We start from the raw sequence: 20,470 nt of genomic DNA, 5'->3' as shown, positions 1-20,470 counted from the left end.
GGTGTGGTCACGGTCGTGGCGGCATCGGATCGTTGGGGCCCACCAGTCCCTCGCGGTAGGCCACGGCCACCGCTCCGGCCCGGTCGTGCACGCCGAGCTTCGTCAGGATCCGGTTCAGGTGGGTCTTGACGGTCGCCTCACTGAGGAACAGGTGCTCGGCCATCGCCCTGCTGCCCAGGCCGTGGGCGAGGAGGATGAGCACCTCCCGTTCGCGATGGGTGAGGCGGCCCATGAGGTCGCCGCGCGGCAGCAGCGACTCCGGCCGTCCCTTGAACTCCGCCAGCAGTCGCTTGGCGACCGCGGGGGCGAGCCAGGCGTCTCCGCGGGCGACGGCATGGACGGCCGCGACCAGCTCGTCCGGCGCCGCGTCCTTGAGGACGAAACCGGAGGCACCGGCGCGCAGGGCACCGTGCACGGCCTCGTCCACATGGAAGGTCGACAGCACCAGGACCCCCGGCTGCGGCGCACCGGCCTCCTGTTCGTCGAGGATCCGCCGCGTCGCCTCGACCCCGTCCATCACCGGCATGCGGACGTCCATCACGACGACGTCCGGTGCGGTCTGGCGGGCGCGCAGCACGGCCGCACGGCCATCGCCCACGACGTCCACGACCTCGATGTCGTCCTCGGCTCCGAGGATCATGGCGATACCGGTCCGGACCAGGGGTTCGTCGTCGGCGAGCAGGACGCGGATCATGGTGTCACCGCCGGCAGGGTGGCGCGGACCCGGTAACCGCCGCCGTCCACCGGCCCGGTGTGGATCTCCCCGCCCATGAGCTTGATCCGCTCGTGGAGTCCGGCCAGGCCATACCCGCTGGTCAGCTCCTGGGCCACGCTGCTGACGGTGCCGGAACCGTCGTCGGTCACCTCGACCGTGACGGTGTCATCCACGCGGGCCACGCTCACGCGGACGCGCGTGCCCGGCCCGGCATGGCGGACCACGTTGGTCAGGGCCTCCTGAACGACCCGGTACACGCTCAGTTCGACGCTGGAGTGGAGCCGCCCCTCCAGGCCCGAGGTCGAGAGATCGACGGTGACCCCGGCGGCCCTGGTCTGCTCGACGAGGGGATCGAGGTCCTCGAGGCCGGCGATCATCCCGGCCTCGAGCGCCTCCTCATCCGTGCTGCCCACGGTGCGGAGCACCTGGAGCAGGCGGCGCAGCTCGGCCATCGCCTGCTTGCCGACCTCCTCCACGGAGGCGAGCGCCGTCTCGGCCGAGACGGGGTCCTTGACCAGCAGCCGCCGGGCGCCGGAGGCCTGCAGGACCATCACGGTGACCGCGTGGGCCACGATGTCGTGCAGTTCCCGGGCGATCCGCAGCCTCTCGTCCGCGACGGCCTTCGCGGCCCTGGCCTCACTCGTCCTGACGAGCTCACGGGACCGGCGCCGGGACTCGGCGGCCCAGCGCCCCAGGAACCAGGCTGCGAGGTCGAAGACCACCAGGGCGACGCCGACGACCAGGACGGTCGTCCACGGGTTCCCCTCCCTCGTGGCCAGGGAGGCCTGGTAGGACAGGTTGACGGCATGGGTGCCCAGGATGGCCGCGAGGCACCAGCCGCTGTACCGGGCCGGGCGCAGCGCCGCGGCGGTGAAGAGGGCCACCAGGAGACTGGCCAGGGGGCGTGACCCCACCGTCAGGGTCAGGGCGGCGGCGTAACCGCACAGGATCAGGCAGATCAGGACCGGTGCGCGCCGCCGGAGGAACAGGACGGGCACCATCGCGAGATTCAGCACGACCACCGTCACGGACGGTGGTCCGAGCGCGGACCATCCGGCGTAGGGCACCCCCGTGAACAGCAGCGTGTCCAGGGCCACCGCCCCGAGGGCGATCTTCACGTCCCGGCCGGAGACGATGGGCGAGATCATCGCGCATCACCCCCGGCCTGACGGACCGCGCTCCGGGCCCCGAGGGGGCCCCACGGCCGGCGCCCCGTGCCCATCATCGCCGGAACGGCTTACCGGTCTCGACTGAACTCATGATCTTCCGTCCCGACCGCCCTTCCAGGGACTGGCGGTGCTGCACTCATGCGGGTTGGGCCGAGGCGTACCGGCCCGAACCCATGTACCGCTCGATGCTCACGGCGCTGCGGTCGAGTTCACCCCCCTGCCTCCGGTGGCGGAAGGTGATGACCTGCCCGGTCCGGCCGCAGGCACAGGTGCCGGTCTCGACCTCCCCCACGTCGTCGGTGAGGAGGAAGCCCGGATAACTGGTGTTGACGGCGTCCAGGACGGCGATCATGCCGGTCTGCCCGGCGGCGACCTCCCTGGTGACGTCGTGGACGTCCCGGATGGACACAAAGCACCACGGTGGCACGTGCTTGCGATGCAGGTGGCACTCGACCGCGAGCAGGTCCGACTCGATCAGTCCGTACATGTCCCGGACGTTCTCCCGGCTGACGCCCAGCCGGTGATGGCATTCGTCCCGGAAGTCCTCGGCGGAGACGGCCTCACCCGGGTAGCGCTTCCAGCCACCCAGGGTGATGACCATGCTGTAGGGGTCCAGGAAGACGTTGATTCCCTCGAGCTCGAGGAAGCGCAGGAACCGACGCACGAGGAACGGGGGCCCGATGATGTGCCGGGTCATCAGGCCCTTCCACTTCCGCAGGTACTCCAGGGCGTCGGCGGGATCGAAGACGTTGTCACTGACGAGGTAGGCGTGGTCGTCGAGGATGCCGTTGAGGATGTTGAAGACCTTGGCCATGCCGTTCTCCGGGGCGTCGGCGGAGGACGGGCTCAGGAAGAGTCCCGCTCCCCCGGACAGGCCAAAGAATTCCCGGTACGTGCCGGTCAGCCCGATCAGTGCACGGGTCACCGTCTCGGCGTCGCGGCGCACGACCGAGGACACCCCGCTGGTCCCCGTGGACCGGGCCTCGGTCTCGACCTTGGACAGGGGGCAGGTGAGCAGGACGCGGGCATCGGCCCGCTTGAACAGGCTGACGGGCAACAGGGGCAGGCGCTGAAGGTCCTCGAGTTCGTGCAGCGCGGCGGGGTCCACCCCCACGGCGTCGCACTGGGCACGGTAGAAGCCGTTCCTGGCCGCGTGGTAGATGGCGGCGTCCCGCACGACGGTGGTGACCGACCGCGCCCAGTCGTCCGGGGTCTGGTGGTGCGCTGCCGACACGTCGCCGAGGATCTGCGACAAGGAGAACATGGTCCTATCTCCCCGTGGTCTCGACGGCCGCCACGGTGGCGGCGGCACGGGTGTACCGGACAGGCAAGACACCCGCGTGATCGCCGGAGGCATGGGTGATCTGGTGGTTGGCTCGCATGAGACTGCCCCTCTGCAATTCGTTCTTCCCAGCAGTTCGGCTCACCGATGGGCTCGAACTGTCCCTATGTCAGTCAATGATGGTTGCGAGGACACCAGAAAGGATCCTCCCGCAGCGGTACTTTGGGAATACCTGCGATGCGGTAGACCTCGTACTGTTCATTGCGTACGCGGCGCGCAGGGGACCTCATAGAAAACGCACAGCATCGCCATGATTGCGACCGCCCCGCGCCCGGTGCTGGACTTGATCACCGGCCCGGTCATGTGGATCCAGGGGATGGTTCACAGCGACATACCGCGGCTGGCATCACTCAGAATGGCCGGCATCCCGGTCGGAGCACACCGACTGCGGTCGGAAGCATGGCCCGATCGTCGTGCCCCGGTCCATTCGGTATCCACCACACTCTGTAGCGCCGGGATACCGCCCGTGGCGGACGCTTCTGAGCCGACTCCCGCGCATTCTTGGAGGCACACGGTGTCCCGCTCCTGCAGGTCCAGCCGCAGCTGACGGGGCCACACCACCCATCCACCTCCTCAATCCGCAAGGTCGATCCCATGTCTCCACATCCGCTGGCCAGTGCACCCGCACCTCGTACTCCCCGTGAGGCGGTACCGCCGTCATCACGGCGTGCCCTGGGCGTCGACGTGGCCCGGGCGCTTGCCCTGATCGGCATGGTCTCCGTCCACGTCCTCCCGGAGGAGAACCGGGAGGGCGGCATGAGCCTGGCCTTCGGCATCGCCGGCGGGCGTGGCGCAGCCCTGTTCGCCCTGCTTGCCGGGGTCTCCATCGCGTTCGTGGAGAAGCGGTCCCGCGGGGACTTCTCGGGCCGCGCCCTGGCGGCCGACCGGGCGGCCCTGGTCGTCCGTGGACTGCTGATCCTACTGGCCGGCCTGATGCTGGGGCACCTGGACACGCCGATCGCCACGATCATCCCCTACTTCGGTGTCCTGTTCCTGCTGGCCCTGCCGTTCTACGGCCGGTCATCGCGCGTGCTGCTCGTGGCCGCGGCCGTCTTCGTCGTCCTCGGGCCCATCCTGAGGCAACTGCTCAATCTCCACGGCCTCATCCCGGAACAGGCCGATCCGGACGCCGACTACACGCTGGTCACCGCAGCCCAGCAACCGCTGCCGTTCCTCTCGGACATGGTGGTGACCGGCTTCTACCCGGCGGCCATGTGGATGGTCTACCTCTGCGTGGGCATGGTCATCGGACGGCAGGCACTGACGTCCCGCACGCTGGCGCTCAGGCTCCTGGGCTGGGGCTCGGCGCTGGCCGCCGCGGCCTGGGCCCTGTCGATGTTCCTGCTCGGCCCCGTCGGCGGCCTGCAGCGCCTGATCGGGGCGACTCCGGAACTCGATGCGGACGAGATCGCCGAGGTGCTGACCTTCGGTCCGGAGACGACCCTGCTGCCGGATTCGTCCTGGTGGTGGCTGGCCACCGTCGCGCCCTACTCCGAGACCCCGCTGAGCACGCTCCACACGCTGGGGGCGGCCATGGCCGTGCTGGGCTTCGCCCTGCTCATCACCCGCGGCGGGGGCAGGGTCTTCACGCCCTTCACCGCGATCGGTGCGATGACGCTGACCCTCTACTCGGCCCACTGCATCGTCATGATGCTCGAGATCCTGCCGGAGGACCAGCCGGTCGTGAACCTGTGGATCCAGGTCATCTCCTTCATGCTGTTCGCGCTGATGTGGCGCAGCTCCCTGGGCAAGGGCCCCCTGGAGGCGATCATCTCCGAGTCCAGCGACTGGACCCGGCGGCGCGTGCGGGAGGGGTGGGCGAAGCCCTCGCCCAGCGTCCCCCCGCTGGAGGCTCCGTCCCCGGACGGGGACCGGACAGCCGCACCGGAGCAACACCGGGGATCAGCCCGATGAACAGCCCGTCCCTCACACCCATCCGCACGACACGAGGAAAGATGACCATGAAGACTCTGATTGTGGGAGCCGGAGCCACCGGCGGGTACTTCGGGACCCGTCTGGTCCAGGCCGGACGTGACATCACGTTCCTGGTCCGTCCACCCCGCGCCGAGCAGTTGCGCCAGGGCCTCCGCGTCTACGGGCCGGGGTACGACGAGACGATTCCCGTCCGGGCCGTCACGGCCCGCGAGCTGGACGGTCCCTACGACCTGATCCTGCTCATGACCAAGGCCTGGGCCCTGGAGCAGGCCATGGAGGACATCGCCCCGGCCGTGGGACCGGACACCACCATCCTGCCCCTGCTCAACGGCATGGCCCACCTGGAGCGGGTCAACGCCCGCTTCGGCCGCGGTGCCGTGCTGGGCGGGATCGTCCGCGTGGTCACCACGGTCACCCCGGAGGGTGCGGTCTTCCAGCTGAAACCGCACGCCACGATGATCTTCGGCGAACAGGACCGGCGAGGCACGGACCGCGCGGCCCGCATCCAGCAGGAACTGTCGGTACCGGGGTACGACCTGGTCCTGGACGAGGACATCCTGGCCGCGATGTGGCACAAGTGGGCCTTCATCGTGGCCGGGGGGACCACCACGTGCCTGATGCGTGGCACCATCGGTGCCATCCTGGCCGCCCCCGGCGGCAGGGAGTTCGTCCTGGAGGTCATCGACCAGACCGAACGGGTCGCCGCGGCGGCCGGATACCCCGTCTCGGACGCCGCGCACGCGGCGAGCCTGGAGATGTTCACCGAACCTGGGTCCGTGTTCACCTCCTCCCTCTACCGGGACCTGACCGCCGGGTTCTCGCACGAGGGGGAACACCTGCTCGGGGAGTTCGTGGCCACGGCGGAGCGGTACGGCGTGGAGGTCCCCCTGACCCGGCTGGCCCTGACCCACGTGCGGGTGCACGACCAGACCGCCACGCGAGCCGACCGTCCGGCCCAGCCGGGTCCGGTGCGATTGGCCACCCTGTGAGGACCACCGTCTGGTCCGCTCACCCCCGGGGACCGGGCACCGGGCCGCCGATGCGGGTGGGTCGGCTGCCCGGCCCTCACCGGGGGGCGTCCGCGAGGGCCGTCCGCACGTCGTCCAGCCGGCGGGCCACGGTCACCCGGTCCCGGGACGGGGACCCGGACGCCTTGACCTCACGTCCGGTGACCAGCACCACGACGGTCTCCCCGGGCTGCACCACGCCCTCGCGCAGGGCACCCCGCAGGCCGGCCACGGAGGCGGCCCCGGCCGGTTCCGCACCGACGCCGGCCGTGGCGGCCAGCAGGCCGACGGCCGCCAGCAGTTCCGCGTCGCTCACCGCGACCATGGTCCCGTCGCTGGAGCGGATGGCCTGGAGCACCGCCTCACCGATAGCCGGCCGCAGCACGGCGATCCCGTCGGCGACGGTCGCCCCCGCATCCAGTTCACCGGGACCCGGATCGGTGCCCGACCACGCGCGCACCAGCGGTTGGCACGCCGCGGCCTGCACACCCACCAGACGGGGCGTCCGGGCGGCGACGCCGCAGGCGACGAGCTCGTCGAAGCCCTTGGCGAGCGCCACGAGCGTGGGGCCGTCACCCACCGGGGCGACCATCACGTCCGGCATGCGCCGGCCGAGCTGCTCCCAGACCTCCAGCGCGACGGTCTTCTTCGCCTCCGTCGTCAGCGGGTTCACCCCGGTGTTCCGGTCCACCCAGCCGAACTCCTCGACGGCTGCACGCGAGAGGTCCACGGCGGCGGCGTAGCCATCGGGGACCTGGAACACCCAGGCCCCCGCCTGGGTCATCAGCGCGAGCTTCTCCTCCTGGCAGTCGGTCGAGACGAAGATGACGGCGCGCATTCCGGCGGCGGCCGCCCCGAAGGCCGTGGCCACCGCGGCGTTGCCCGTGGAGGCCGTCGTGATGGTGTCCCGGCCGTGCCGCAGCCCGTCCTCGATCACCAGCGCCGTGGCCCGGTCCTTGTTGGACGCCGTCGGGCCACGGGTCTCGTCCTTGACCCACAGGCCCGCGACGCCCAGCGCGCCTCGCAGGGCCGGGACCGCGAGCAGGGGCGTGCCGCCGACGGGCAACGGGTAGCGCACCGGCCCCTCGGCCACGGGCAGCAGCGCCCGGTACCGCCACATCGTGAACGATCCCGGCTCCCCGTCCGGGACCAGGGCGGGACCGTAGTCGTACTGCAGCCACTCGCACCCGGCGGTGCGCGCCGAACCGGTCACCCTGCCCATTCCGCGTCCGCCTCCCCCGTGTCCGTGTCCGTGTCCGTGTCCGGGCGAACCGTCTCAGCCATACCGGCTCAGCTCGGTGAAGAAGTCCTCGACCACCTGGAGCCGGCCGCTGCGGGCCATGTCGTCATAGACGTACTTGCCCACGGCCAGGTCGAGCACGCCCAGGCCGAATGGTGAGAAGACCACCGGGCGGTCCTCCGGCAGCGGGACCGTGCCGGCCATGACATCGGCCAGGGTGCCGGCCACGAAGTCCCGATGACCGACCATCTGCTCCACGAGGTGCGCGGACGTCCCGGCCTTCAGGCAGTGGTCGACGTCGTCCAGGACGTTGGTCGACGCCAGCAGGATCTCCGGGTCCAGGTCACGCAGGGACACGTGCAGCACCAGCGGGTTGTGCTCGAACCAGGAGAGGTCGTGCACGTGCGGCTGGGACGCGATGGTCGCGAACACGACGAGGTCACTGCTCCGGATCAACTGCTCGGGGCTGTCGTGCACGGTCACCCGGGCGGCCGTGCCGCTCCGTTCGAGATACCCCTTGAATCCCTCTCCGCTCTCGCCCGAGAGGTCGTACACCCCGATCTCGTCGAAGGACCAGTCCGTCGCGTCCAGGAAGGTGTGGATGTACCGCGCGATGAGGCCCACGCCGAAGAACCCGACGCGTCGGGGCCGGCCCCGTCCCCTGCTGAGCCAGTCCGCGGCCGCGGCCGCCGAGGCGGCCGTCCTGGAGGCACTGATGATGGAGCTCTCCATGCAGGCGAAGGGGTAGCCCGTCGCCCGGTCGTTGAGGATCAGCACCGCGGAGGCGCGGGGTATCCCGGACCTCACGTTGTCCGGGAAGCTCGAGACCCACTTGATGCCGTCGACCCCGACGCTGCCGCCGATCGAGGCGGGCAGGGCGATGATGCGCGCGGTGGGCCGGTCCGGGAAGGTCAGGAAGTACGACGGGGGGTTCACCGAGTCCCCGGCCGCGTGCACCCGGTAGGTCTCCTCGACCAGCTCGACGACCTGCCGCTCCCGGCCCTGGAGCGCCTGCTGCACCTGGGCACCGGGGATGACGGCGAACGGGGGGACGGTCCTCGGTTCCGGGGTGGCGACCGGGGAGACGGTGGGATCCTCCTTCATCGCACGTCCTCCCGCCCCGTGGTCACGAGGTCGGACACCCGCCGCGGCTCGGCCATCCCCACGAGGATCTCCCGAGGGCCCTCGTAGGCCTCACGGCTGTGGGCCGTGCTCACGTTGTCGACGAGCATGAGGTCCCCGGCCTCCCACGGCGTCCGCAGGGTGTGGGCCTCGTAGACCTCGTTCACCAGGGTGATGACGTCCTCCCCGATCGGGTCGCCGTTGCCGAAACGGGTGTTGAACGGCAGTCCGTCGGGACCGTAGACGTCCACCAGGTACTCCCGGATCTCCGGGGCGATCGTCCATTCGTTCAGGAACGCGACCTGGTTGAACCAGCAGCGCTGGCCCGTCACCGGGTGCCGCACCACGGCGGGGCGGCGTTGCCGGGTCCGGAGCTCCCCGTCGGGCTGCCACTCGAACTCGATCTCGTGGGCCCGGCAGTAGTCCTCGACCGCGGCGCGGTCACCGACCCCCAAGGCCTCCTCGTAGGAGGCCCCGACGTCCTCGTTGTAGCTGCGGGCGAGCAACCACCCCTCGTCCTCGAACCGCCGGACGAGGTCCGGGGGAAGGGCCTCCAGCACGGTGCGGGCGTCCGCGACACCGGTCACCCCTCCGGTGGCGGGTGCCTCGAGGCAGGCGAACAGCAACAGGCCGGGGAACTCGAGCGCGTAGCTGAGCTCATGGTGCATGCACATGGGCTGGTTGGCTGGCCACGTGAGCGACGAGTACACGCCCTCGGCGTGCTGCCGCCGGGCGGCGAACGCCTCCCGGTCGGGCATGAGTCCGCCCGGGGCCAGCCGGTGGAACACGGCGGCCACCTCGGCTGCGTCGCGGAGGCCGAGCCCACGGACCATGACGGCACCGTGCTCGTCCACCGCCGCGCGCAGTCCCTCCCGGTGCTGGTCGGCCCACTGGACGGGATCGGGGCCGTCCGCGACGGTGAGCATCGGTGTCCGGCCGGCCTCACGGTCCACGGCGAGCTGTGTTCTGGGTGAGGGGGATGACATGAGGGTCCTTTCGGGTCACAGGGAACGAGTGGGAGTGGTCAGCCGGTCACGGCCGGGGTCCTGGTCCGGGGGCGCGGAATGCGTGTCGAGCAGGCACGCCAGGTCGGCCAGGACCGGGGTCCGCATGACCTGCTGGAGCGAGACGGCGCGCTGGAGCAGCACGACGAGCTTCACGGCGGACAAGGAGGTGCCGCCCAGCTCGAAGAAGGAGTCCTGCCTGCTGATCCGCTCCGGCGGCAGGCCCAGGACCGATCCCCAGGCCCCGGCCAGCCGTTGCTCGGCGGCCGTGAGCTCCTCCGTGGGGGTGGGGTGTGCCACGGTGTCCTGCGCCATGCCGCCCAGGGTCTTCCGGTCGATCTTGCCGTTGCCGGTCAGGGGCAGGCGCTCCTGCCACCGGTACGCGGAGGGGACCATGTAGTCCGGGACCCGTCCGGCCATCCGGGTACGGAGCTCCTCCGCCTCGAGTGGACGGTCACCGGAGTAGAACGCCACGAGGAACGCGGACTGGTCGGGCCCCCGCCCGACGACGACGGCGCCGTCGCGGACGCCGGGAACCCCCAGCAGGGCGTTCTCGATCTCACCGATCTCGATGCGGAAGCCCCGGATCTTGACCTGGTTGTCACGCCGGCCCAGGAAGTCGAGCTTCCCGTCCGGACGCCACCGTCCGTAGTCACCGGTCCGGCAGATGCGCGCCCCCGCACGATGCGGGTCGTCGCCGAACATCGCCGCGGTGCGTTCCGGGTCGTTGACGTACCCGCGTCCCACGCACACGCCGGAGAACACGATCAGTCCCGGGGCGCCGAGCGGTACCGGGGTGCCGAACTCGTCGACGACGTCCACGTGGGTGTTGTTGATCGGCCGCCCGAGGGGGACCCCCGGCCCAGCCGGGGGCCGGTCCATGATCTCGTGCACCGCGTCGTCGGACGTCTCGGTGAGCCCATAGGTGTTGACCACGGGGATGTGGGGGTAGAGGGCGAACCAGCGCTGGACGAGCTCCTTCTTCAGGAAGTCGCCGGTGGGGCACACGCAGTGCAGGTCCGGCAGCTCGCGGGGGTGCTGCTCGAGGTAGGACACGATCACGTCGAGATAGGAGGGCACGACCTGGATGACGCCGGCGTGACCGTCCACGATCGTGTCGACGAACCGCTCCACGTCGAGGATGGCGTCCTGGTCGACGAGCAGGGTGCGCCCGCCGACCAGGAGGGCGGCGACGAGTTGCCACACCGAGATGTCGAAGCACTGCGGACCGGTCTGGGGAATCACCTCTCCCTCGCGCACGCCGAGGTCGTCGATCTTGGCCAGGATGTGGTTCAGCATCCCGGCGTGCTCGCACATCACGCCCTTCGGCTGCCCGGTGGAGCCGGACGTGAACAGGATGTAGGCCAGTTGACCGGCGGCGACGTCCACCCCGAGGTCGCCCTCCGGGTGATCCTCGGCGGCGAGGTCCTCGACGAAGAGCTCCGTGACGCCGGGCAGGATGGACAGGGCCTGGTCGAGCATCGCGGTACTGGCCCGTTCGGTCACCACCAGCGGGGACTCCGCGCGGGAGATGGCCGTGGCCATGCGCTCCGGCGGGAAGTGCGGCTCGAGCGGCAGGTAGGTCAGGCCTGCCTTCCAGATGGCCAGGACGGTCACCATCCAGTCCAGGTTCCGCTCCGTCACCACGGTGACGACGGTCTCCCGGTCGAGGCCCCGGGCCTGCAGCGCCCGGCCCAACCGGTTCGCCCGGGCGTTCAGCTCGCGGTAGGTCAGGAGGGCCTCCCCGTGCACCGCGGCGACCGCGTCGGGGGTGGACCCGGCCCGCTGCTCGAGCACCTCGTGGACGCGGAGGTCGGGAAGCTCCCGCCGGGGACCGGCGAGATCCTCCAGCTGGAAGCGCAACTCCTCGGGGGTGAGGAGGCAGGCGCGGGCGTGCTCGCCGTCCGGGTCCGCGGCCATGGCCGCCAGGGCCCGCGCGTGGTATCCGGCGATGCGGGCGGCGGCGGGCGCGTCTAGCGCATCGGTGCGGTACCGCAGCCGCAACCGGGCACCGCCCGCCTCGTTCGACACCGACAATTGGAGGACCGTGCCGTCGGCCGGCTCCCCCGGGGTGTCCCGTGGGATGAGCTCGGTCTCGAACACCGGCCCGCGCAGGCCCAGCTCCCGGCGGACACCGTCGAGGTCGACGCCGTGTCCGTCCTGCAGGTGCGATCGCAGCTCCCCCTCCAGGCGAGCCACGGAGGTCAGGAGATCGCGCCAGGAGCCCGGGTCGATCGTCAGCCGGCACGGCACCGGTTCGCCTCCGGGCGCCGTGCCGTAACCGGTCACGACCTCCCGTTCCCCGGCCAGCGTGGCGAGCACCCTGGCGTGGGCGGTCAGCAGGACCGCGTCCACCGACGTCCCCAGGCCGTCGGCCAGCCGGCGCAGCGCTCCCAGCAGGTCCTCGGGGAGGGCCTCGTGGTGCTCGCCGAGGCCGGGACGGGGGTCCAGCGTCCACCGCGGGATCGTGGTGAGTCCACCCGCGGCGAGCATGCCCCGCCAGAAAGCGCGTCCCGTGTCAGTCATCATGTCCATGTCTTGCTTTCCTGCTTTCCTGCTCAGACGGTCTCGACCACGTCGGCGGCGGAGGACGGCCGTGGCTGCCGGCCGGGGTTCGCATCGGTCAGGGCCTCGGCAGGGTTGCCTCCCCACCGCTCGCCGGCGGGGATCTCCTCGCCCTTCATCAGGAAGGAGTCGGGGGCGAGGAAGGCGCCGTCGCCCATCCGCGCGCTGTAGAGGATCATCGCGGACACCCCCACGGAGCAGCCGGAGCCGATCGTGATGGCATCGGACTTGAAGGCGTAGTCCTCCTGTGAGTGGCACTGGACCCACGCACCGGTGTTGAGGGCGACGTCGTCACCGAGGGTGACGAGGTTCTTCTCGGCGATCTGGGCACCGTCGTCGAAGAGCCGCCTGCCCACGCGCACCCCCAGCATCCGCAGGATCGCGCCCTTGAACGGGGTGCCGTTGAACAGCGGGCTCACTTCCGCCTCGAGCTTGTAGAAGCGTTCCGTGCGCCAGAAGTCGATGTCGTAGATCGAGCAGTACTTCGGCTTCAGGGGTTTGAACCCGGTCGAGGCGCGTTCGACCAGGGCACGGTAGAACAGGCCGAAGACGAGGGTGAGGACCGTGGTCAGCATGAGTGAGACCTCACCGACCAGGAAGTAGAGGTCCACCGCGAAGAAGCCGAACAGGGTGGCCACGAAGACGTAGAACCAGCGCGCCAGCAGGAACAGTCCGATGGTCACGAGGTTGTGCCGGTTCTTCGCGGCGAGCCGGTCGGGAAGCTGCTCGTCATGGGCCATGCGGATGAATTCACTGTCCCGCTGGACCGTGCGCGGGATCTCGAAGGCCGGCGAGCCCAGGAGCCCGACCCCCTCCCGGACCGGTCCGTCGATCGGGACCAGCGCCTTCGTGGCGATGAGGCAGTCCGGGCCCGTCGTGGACTGCGGTGGGTAGAGGATCTCGTTGCCGAAGAAGCTGTTGGGCGCGATCGAGCTGCGCGAGACGCTGAACGAGGAGCTGGAGTAGTTGGCGTTGACGATCGAGATGCCACTGGCCACCACCGTGCCGCTCCCGACGGAGACCAGGTACGGGTTGTCGTGCTTGATGTCGGTGCCGAAGTTCGATCCGGTCTGCACGACCGGGGACAGCCCGTACCCGAGGCTCTGCAGGTAGCGGACGATGAACGAGCTGTCCCCGAAGAGGTCGTGGAAGAACCGTCGATTGGTCAGTCCCTCGATCGCCCGATGGCACGCGAAATGGAATCCGTACAGTCGATAGGTCCGGTCCGGGGTCAGTGCCAGGTTGAGCAGCCGTGGCACGGTCATGGTGAGGACCATGCCGACGACGATGGTCCCGAAGAACAGGATGACGGAGGTCAGCAGGACGTACCCGTAGAACGACGCGCTCGTGAAGGACACCACCGGCGACCAGAGCATGTCCGAGAGCCAGGGGATCACGTCGAGGACCAGGGCCAGCCCGCCGAACCCCACCGGCAGTGTCACGCCGAAGAGGAGCAGCAACTGGCAGATGACGTACCCGGCCCTCCTCAGGGGGCCGCAGTCGATCGGGGCGACGGCACGGTAGTCCGACTCCGTCCGCTCACCTGGTGATCCGTGCCAGTGCTCGCCGGCCGGGACGGCCTGGCCCTCGTGGAGGGACGAGGCGTGGCCCAGTTGTGCGCCGTCACCGAGGGAGGTGCCGATGTCCAGCACCACCTTCTCACCGATGAAGACGTCCTTGCCGATGGTCACCGGACCCGTCTGGATCATGCCGCTGACGGCGCGGTATCCCGTCAGGAAGGTGTCCTTGTCGATGACGGTGCGCTCACCGATGGTGAGCATGTCGGTGCAGACGGGCACGCGCCCGGTGAGGACTATCGCCCCCTTCCCGACCTTGGCTCCCAGGGCCCGCAGGTAGAACAGGTACAGGGGCGAGCCGGCGAAGAGGACCAGGGGGCTGGCGACCACCACGGTCTTGACGAACCAGAACCGCACGTAGTCCAGGCTCCAGATGCGGATGTCCCGGGGCTTCCAGCGGCCGATGAGGAGCCATTTGACGAGGATGGGCAGCGTGCACATGACCAGGAAGGTGACCGCACCGAAGCCGGCACCCCGCAGGTAGTGCTCGAGCAGGCCCTCCCCCTCCCAGACCCAGAGCAGCCCCCTCTCGATGATCACGGCGAACAGGAAGGTGTAGGCGAGGAAGATCAGGGTCTGCAGCACGCCGCACACCACGTACTCGGTCGTGGTGGCCGGTGTGCCCTCCGCGGGGGTGCGCCGGTGACGTCCTCGGTGCGTCGTCCGCCCGGAGCGCTCCGGGGGGACGAGGGCGGTGGACGGTCCCGGTCCCGCCGCGGGGGAGGCGACGGCGTCGGTGACCGTGGGCTGGCCCGCGGTCACCGGCTCACCCCCACCCAGCGAGGCGGCCAGTGCCGCGATCGTCGGGTGCCGGTAGACGTCCTTGATCGACACGGCCGGCAGGTCCGGCTGCTTGCGCACCCGGGCACAGAACTGCGCCATCACCAGCGAGTCGGCGCCCAGGTCCTCGAAGAAGTTGGCGTCCACGGGCACCTGCTCCCGGCCCAGCACCCCGGCCAGCACACCGGCCAGCAGGTCCGCCATCCGGGCCTGCACCGGCGCCGGGGCGGGCTCCGCGGGGGCCAGGGCCCCGGCCAGTGCCGCGATCGTGGGGTGCCGGTAGACGTCCTTGATCGACACGGCCGGCAGGTCCGGTTGCTTGCGCACCCGGGCACAGAACTGCGCCATCACCAGCGAGTCGGCGCCCAGGTCCTCGAAGAAGTTGGCGTCCACGGGCACCTGCTCCCGCTGCACCACGGAGGCGAGGAGCTGGGCCAGGCGACGCTCGAGGGGACGGTCCGCGGCGGCGCCCCCGGTCTCCGGTGTGGCGAGGGGAACGCTGGGTGCCGGGATACGGGGAGCCGTGGACATCGGCAGCGTGTCGATGAGCTTCTTCACTGCGAGACACTCCCCGGTGAGGAGTTGACCACCGACTCTGCCGACGGGTCGGCCCCGGTGAGCGCCTCGGCCCCGAAGTGGTCGAGCACCCAGTCGGGATCGTAGACGGTGTCCAGGTAGGGACGGCCCAGGTCCGGGGAGATGGCCACCGCGGTGACGTGCTGGGCGTGGTGGTCCGCGAGCCACGTCATGGCGCCGTGGACCACGGTCCCGGTGGAACCGCCGAACAGGAACCCGCGGGAGGCCAGGCGGTGGCAGGTGCGCACCGTGTCCACCTCCTCGACGATCACCACGTCATCGACCAGTGACTCATCGAGCTGGGGCGGCCGCACGCTCATGCCCAGGCCCGGGATCAGGCGGGTGCCCGGCTGGCCCCCGAAGGAGACGGATCCGGCGGCGTCGACCGCGACGATGCGCACGTCCGGCCGGTGCTCACGGAAGTACCGGGCGCACCCCATCAGGGTGCCCGTGGTCCCCGCCCCGACGAACAGCACCTCGAGCCCGGGGAACTGCGCGGCGATCTCGGGAGCGGTCCAGCGGTAGTGCGCTCCCCAGTTGCCGGGGTTGGCGTACTGGTTCAGCCAGACGTACCGGTCGTCGGACTCGCACAGTGCACGGACGTGGTTGAGCCGGGCCCCGAGCAGGCCGTCCACGGGATCGGGCTCGGTGACCAGGTCGACCTGGGCCCCGAGTGATTCCATGAGCTGCCGGGTCGCGGGGTTGCAGCGCGGGTCGATCACGCACACGAAGCGGTACCCCTTGCTGGCGGCGATGATGCTGAGCGCGACGCCGAGGTTGCCCGAGGAGGACTCCACGAGCACGGAGCCGGGGCCGACCTTCCCCTCCCGCTCGGCCCGTTCGACCATCTCCATGGCCGGCTTGAGCTTGATCGATCCCGCGAGGTTGAACCCCTCGATCTTCAGGTAGAGCAGCCTCCCGAGTACTCCCTCCAGGTCGATGAACAGGCTCTGCTCGTTGAACAGGTGCGGTTCCTTGATGATGGTCATGATGTCCCTCGATCTCTTGCCCTATGCGCGGCCCCAGGACCGCTCCCCATCAAGAGTGGATTCGAAAACACGAGAAAGAATCCTCCCGCCCCGGTATTTTGGGAATACCTACACAGCGGTATGCGGGGTACTTTCTCCGGCGTACTCGGGCTCCCTCCACCCGGGCCTCGGCTCCCCTGGAGGCCGGAATGCGGGGTGACCAGCCCGGACGCGGGACAACGCACGAAAAGACCCCCGCCCGGTGGTTCCGGACGGGGGCCTGACAGTTTTCAGCCGGCCGGCGCGGAGGCCGGCCCGGGGACGTCCCGGTGCGTGATGAGGACGGGGCACCGGGCGTGGGCGGCCACGGCGGAGCTGACCGAACCCAGCATCAGGCCGACGAAGCCCCCGTGGCCCCGGCTGCCGACCACCAGCAACCGGGCGTCCTCGCTGAGGTCCCGGAGCACCCGCGCGGGCGATCCCACGCTCACCACCTGTTCCAGACCGGCGGGAGGATCCTCGCCGAACACCGCGCGGACCGAGGCGCCGAGCCGTCTCCGGGCGTCCTCCTCGAAGTTCTGTTCCAGGGGGAAGGGGTAGTCCGCGGCCGTGACCGGCAATTGCCACGTCGTGACCGCCGTCAACGGACATCCCATCAGGTCGGCCATCCGGCCGGCCTCGCGCAGCGCCTCCAGGGAGGCCTGGGAGCCGTCGACCCCGACGACGATCGGCTGTGATGTCTGCATCGTGGAGCTCCCTCGGGTACCGGTGTCCGGGTGTGCGGACACCGTAGGCTCCACGGCGGGGGCCGCACAACGTCCGCCCGTCGGCTATTGCCGGTCCACGTCGTACTGCGCGGCCAGGCGCACCGGGGCGCTCATCGCGCCGTAGCCGTCGTAACCGCCGCGGCGTTCGACCACCTCGAAGAACACGCTGCCGACGGTGCGGGTGTAGAAGTGCAGGAATTCCCCCCGCTCGTCGCGGTCGTACATCAGGTCGTTCTCGCGCAGCACGCGCAACAGCCCCTCGTCCAGGTCGAAGCGGGCGTGCAGGTCCTCGTAGTAGTTCGCCGGGATCGGCAGGAACCGCAGGCCGGCCCGCCGGGCGCGGCGGGCGACCTCGGCCACGTCCGAGGACAGGAAGGCGACGTGTTCCGGGAAGTCGGCGCGCCGCCGTCGCCGTCCCTCGTCCGTGCCCTCGAGCACCTGCGGCAGCATGTTCAGGGCCAGGCGGACCGAGGCGTCGTCCGTCTGCACGACCTGGGACCGCACCAGTCCCTGGGGTGAGGCCACCTCGTTGTTGGCCCGGGCGTGCAGACCGAACAGCGCCCGGTAGAACAGCACGCCCTCGTCGAACCACTGCCACGGCTGGGCCAGGTTGACGTGGTCCACCCCCAGGATCAGGGACTCACCTGCGGACGACGCCGGCGCGTCCGTCGCGCGGAGGTGTCCCGTGCCGCGGCCGGTGGCGTCCGGCCCGAACTCCCCGGTCCAGCCCGGTTCCCGGCCCTCGTCCGGCACCGGGGCGACGAAGAGCTCCGAGCCGTCCGGGGCGGTGACCCCGCGCAGGACCATCTCGTCCGCCCGGTTGGAGCGCCAGGCCACGGGGTACTGCAGCAGCCGGGCGCGGTCCATCGTGGCCCGGGGGTCCGGGACCTGCAGGCCGAGGCCCACCAGCTCGGACCCGTCCTCCCCGCGGGGCCGGGGCCGGCCGTTGAGCACCACCCGGGCGTCTCCGGCGGCATAGAGCCGGACGTCCTTGGTCCGGTGCGGACCGCGGTCCTGGAAGCCCAGGGCGGCCAGGATCTCGGTCACGTCCTGGGGCTCGGCGGCCAGCACCTCGGCGTAGTCCCAGCCCCTCGGCTGCAGGTCCGCCGCCTCGTCCGGGTGCGCCGTCGCCTCCTGCAGCCAGTGCAGGGAGCGCATGGCGGCGAGCGCCGTGCGCGGGGTGTCCGTCTGCCGGTAGACGTCGCTGAAGACCTCCAGGGACAGCGGGCCGGCATACCCGGTGGCGACCAGCTCCCGGTAGAACCCGACCAGGTCGAAGGCGCCCTCGCCGGGGAAGGTGCGATGGTGGCGGGACCAGGACAGCAGGTCCAGCAACAGGTTCGGTGCGTCGGCCAGCTGCACGAAGAAGATCTTCTCCCCCGGGATGGACCGGAACCCGGTGACGTCACCGCGGCGGGAGAGGATGTGGAAGGAGTCCAGGCACACGCCCAGGTTGGGCCGGTCGGCCTGTTCGACCAGGCTCCAGGCGTGCTCGTAGGTGCTCACGTACCGGCCCCAGGCCAGCGCCTCGTAGGCGATGCGGATGCCGTAGCCGGCCGCCAGGTCGGCCGCCTGCCGCAGCTGGTCGATCGCGACCTCGTCCTCCCACCGGGTGGCGGTGCCGACGTTGGAGCACAGCAGGATCAGGTCCATGCCCATGCACCGCATCAGCTGGAACTTGGCCTCGAGCCGGCGCAGGTTGGCGGCGAAGACCTCGGCCTCCACCCCCTCGAGGTCGCGGAAGGGCTGGTACAGGTCCAGGGTCAGTCCCAGCTCCGCGGCGAGGTCGGCGACCTGTTCCGGGGACAGGGGGGAGGCCACGAGGTCCGGCTCGAAGACCTCGATGCCGTCGAAGCCCGCCCGGGCGGCACCGCGCATCTTCTCCTCGAGGGTTCCGGACAGGCAGACGGTGGCGATGGAGGTCCTCACGGCGCTCACTCTACGCACCCCGCCCCGTCGACTGGGCGGCCACGAGGTCCAGGAAGTGGCGGCGCATGCGACCCGCGTCGGCCGGACGCCCAGTCACCAGGCCGAAGGCGTCCACGGCCTGGCCCACGGCCATGGTCCCGCCGTCCACCACGGCGCAGCCCCGGTCCCGCGCGGTGACGATCAGCTCGGTGTCCACCGGCAGGTAGACCACGTCCGAGACCCACATCCCCGCCCGCAGCCACTCGGCGGCCACCGGCATGCCGGGGTGCAGGTGCATGCCCACGGGCGTGCAGTGCGCGAAGCCGGTGGCCCGGGCCAGGGCCTGCCGCAGTTCTCCGTGGGGCCGGGCGGACACCCGCTGGGCCGGGAACTGCTCCTGCAGGTCGGCGGCCCGCGCACCGGCCCGGTCCGCGTCGAGGTCGATCAGCACCAGCTCCTCGGCACCGGCGCGCAGCAGGGCGTAGGCCACGGCCGAACCGGCGCCGCCGACGCCCAGCTGGACCACCGAGGTCAGGTCCGCCTCCGGCAGCGTGGTGCGCAGGCCGGTGATGTACCCGGAGAAGTCCGTGTTGTGACCCACCGAGCGCCCGTCGGCGAACACGACGGTGTTCACGGCCCCGAGGTTCCGCGCGTCCTCGTCCACCTCGTCCAGGTGCGCCATGATCGTCTGCTTGAACGGGTGCGTGATGTTGAAGGCGTTGAAGCCCAGCCGGCGGCCGTACTCCAGCAGCAGGGGCGCCTGGCGCTGGGCCTGGTCCCCGGTGAACCCGAGGGCGGCCACGTCCACGGGACGGTAGAGGTAGTGCAGTCCCTGTTCGCGTCCCTCCCTCTCGTGCATCGGCGGGGTCAGGGAGGCGGTGATCCCGTCCCCGATCAGCCCGACGAGGTAGGACTCTGCGACTGTGCTCATGCGGTTTCCTTCGCGGTGGTGAGTGGTGGGTGGACGCGCCTCAGCGCGGGGGCAGTTGGATTGAGAGCTGGTGGGCGGCGGCGAGGAGCGCGGGCAGGTGGCCCTTGAGCCCCTCCAGGTCGCAGCGGAACAGGGGGGCGGCCAGCGCCACGACCGCGATCAGCCCTCCCGAGGGGTCCTGGACCGGGACCGCGATGGCGGCCATGCCGATGTCGTTCTCCTCGGACTGCCCGGCCCAGCCCTGCGCGCGGGCCTCGGCGACCTGACGGGCGAGGACGGCGCGGTCGGTGACCGAGTGCTCGGTGCGGGGCGTCAGGTCCACGGTCGCCAGCAGGTGTTCCCGGGTCTCCTCGTCCGTGAAGGCCAGCAGCGCCTTGCCGATCGCGCTCGTGTGCAGCGGGCTGTATCCCCCGGGATCGGTGGTCGTGCGGAATTGCGGCCCGTCGACCGTGTGGACGGTCAGCGCACGCCCGCGGTCCAGCACGGACAGGATCGAGCTCTCCCCCGTCGCCTCGGTCAGCCTCGAGAGCACCGCGGCGGCCGTGGCCGTGAACCCGCGGCGGTGTGCCACCTGCTGTCCCAGCTGGAAGACGGGCAGCCCCAGCGAGTAGCGCTTGTCCCGGGGGTCATAGGACAGGAAGTCCGTCTCGGTCAGGGTGGACAGCAGCCGGTGCACGGTGCTGAACGGGTAGTCCACCCGCTGGGCGACCTGCGCGGCCGTGCCGCCCTCGGGGAATTCCCCGACCACGGTGAGGATCTCCAGGGCCTTGCCGACCGTGCCGGTCTGGACCGTCGCCATGCGTGCCTCCTTGACACTCCGCTGTGATGTGCGCCATGCTCATTCCTAACATACAGGAGTTACTC

At 70.7% G+C, this 20,470-nt stretch carries 15 protein-coding genes; 2 read left to right on the top strand and 13 right to left on the bottom strand.

Translation table 11 applies throughout. From position 1 onward, the window contains the following. Positions 1–7: 7 nt before the first annotated feature. The 3 genes from GGQ69_RS02480 to GGQ69_RS02470 form a co-directional block, all read right to left on the bottom strand. Positions 8–694, bottom strand: a complete 687-nt coding sequence (locus GGQ69_RS02480) for a response regulator transcription factor (protein WP_183524172.1) — start codon at positions 692–694, stop codon at positions 8–10. Beyond that, entirely contained in the window at positions 691–1,863 is a 1,173-nt protein-coding gene (locus GGQ69_RS02475) for a sensor histidine kinase (protein WP_183524169.1), read from the bottom strand. The genes GGQ69_RS02480 and GGQ69_RS02475 overlap by 4 nt, the downstream gene beginning before the upstream one ends. 157 nt (positions 1,864–2,020) lie before the next feature. Continuing rightward, a complete protein-coding gene (locus tag GGQ69_RS02470; RefSeq protein ID WP_183524166.1) occupies positions 2,021–3,148 on the bottom strand; it encodes an acyl-protein synthetase in 1,128 nt (375 codons plus the stop codon). Positions 3,149–3,820: 672 nt separating this feature from the next. Between GGQ69_RS02470 and GGQ69_RS02465 the strand changes: the two genes are divergently transcribed. Together GGQ69_RS02465 and GGQ69_RS02460 are read left to right on the top strand one after the other, a co-directional pair. Then, positions 3,821–5,140 (top strand): heparan-alpha-glucosaminide N-acetyltransferase domain-containing protein, encoded by a 1,320-nt coding sequence (locus GGQ69_RS02465; protein WP_183524163.1) that lies wholly within the window; start codon positions 3,821–3,823, stop codon positions 5,138–5,140. A 41-nt stretch (positions 5,141–5,181) separates the two neighbouring features. Then, positions 5,182–6,150, top strand: a complete 969-nt coding sequence (locus tag GGQ69_RS02460; RefSeq protein ID WP_255459397.1) for a ketopantoate reductase family protein — start codon at positions 5,182–5,184, stop codon at positions 6,148–6,150. 76 nt (positions 6,151–6,226) lie between these two features. Here GGQ69_RS02460 and GGQ69_RS02455 read toward each other — a convergent pair whose 3' ends face one another. The 10 genes from GGQ69_RS02455 to GGQ69_RS02410 all read right to left on the bottom strand — a co-directional run bounded on the left by GGQ69_RS02455 (position 6,227) and on the right by GGQ69_RS02410 (position 20,405). After that, positions 6,227–7,390 carry a pyridoxal-phosphate dependent enzyme gene (locus tag GGQ69_RS02455; RefSeq protein ID WP_183524160.1) on the bottom strand — a complete coding sequence of 388 codons (1,164 nt, stop codon included), beginning with the start codon at positions 7,388–7,390 and terminating at the stop codon, positions 6,227–6,229. 54 nt (positions 7,391–7,444) lie between these two features. Further along, positions 7,445–8,512 carry a 2,3-diaminopropionate biosynthesis protein SbnB gene (gene sbnB, locus GGQ69_RS02450; RefSeq protein WP_183524157.1) on the bottom strand — a complete coding sequence of 356 codons (1,068 nt, stop codon included), beginning with the start codon at positions 8,510–8,512 and terminating at the stop codon, positions 7,445–7,447. Then, a complete protein-coding gene (locus GGQ69_RS02445; RefSeq protein WP_183524152.1) occupies positions 8,509–9,516 on the bottom strand; it encodes a TauD/TfdA family dioxygenase in 1,008 nt (335 codons plus the stop codon). The genes sbnB and GGQ69_RS02445 overlap by 4 nt, the downstream gene beginning before the upstream one ends. A 15-nt stretch (positions 9,517–9,531) precedes the next feature. After that, positions 9,532–12,069 (bottom strand): amino acid adenylation domain-containing protein, encoded by a 2,538-nt coding sequence (locus GGQ69_RS02440; RefSeq protein WP_183524148.1) that lies wholly within the window; start codon positions 12,067–12,069, stop codon positions 9,532–9,534. 23 nt (positions 12,070–12,092) lie between these two features. After that, on the bottom strand, positions 12,093–15,014 hold the full coding sequence (locus GGQ69_RS02435; protein WP_370577086.1) for a Pls/PosA family non-ribosomal peptide synthetase: 2,922 nt from the start codon (positions 15,012–15,014) through the stop codon (positions 12,093–12,095). Beyond that, entirely contained in the window at positions 15,011–16,021 is a 1,011-nt protein-coding gene (gene sbnA / locus GGQ69_RS02430) for a 2,3-diaminopropionate biosynthesis protein SbnA (protein WP_183524145.1), read from the bottom strand. The genes GGQ69_RS02435 and sbnA overlap by 4 nt, the downstream gene beginning before the upstream one ends. A gap of 269 nt (positions 16,022–16,290) precedes the next feature. Continuing rightward, positions 16,291–16,746, bottom strand: coding sequence for a universal stress protein (locus GGQ69_RS02425; protein ID WP_183524143.1), 456 nt, complete (start codon positions 16,744–16,746; stop codon positions 16,291–16,293). 84 nt (positions 16,747–16,830) lie between these two features. After that, positions 16,831–18,696, bottom strand: a complete 1,866-nt coding sequence (locus GGQ69_RS02420; RefSeq protein WP_183524140.1) for a sugar phosphate isomerase/epimerase and 4-hydroxyphenylpyruvate domain-containing protein — start codon at positions 18,694–18,696, stop codon at positions 16,831–16,833. Between the two features lie 10 nt (positions 18,697–18,706). Then, complete coding sequence (locus GGQ69_RS02415) at positions 18,707–19,606, bottom strand: shikimate dehydrogenase (RefSeq protein ID WP_183524137.1); 900 nt, start codon at positions 19,604–19,606, stop codon at positions 18,707–18,709. A gap of 40 nt (positions 19,607–19,646) precedes the next feature. Further along, positions 19,647–20,405 (bottom strand): IclR family transcriptional regulator, encoded by a 759-nt coding sequence (locus GGQ69_RS02410; protein WP_183524134.1) that lies wholly within the window; start codon positions 20,403–20,405, stop codon positions 19,647–19,649. Positions 20,406–20,470: the final 65 nt, after the last annotated feature.

Source organism: Micrococcus sp. TA1 (assembly GCF_014199555.1).
Taxonomy (GTDB): Bacteria; Actinomycetota; Actinomycetes; order Actinomycetales; family Micrococcaceae; genus Citricoccus.
Note: the sequence above shows the minus strand (reverse complement) of the source record. Positions and strands in the feature narration are given on the sequence as shown.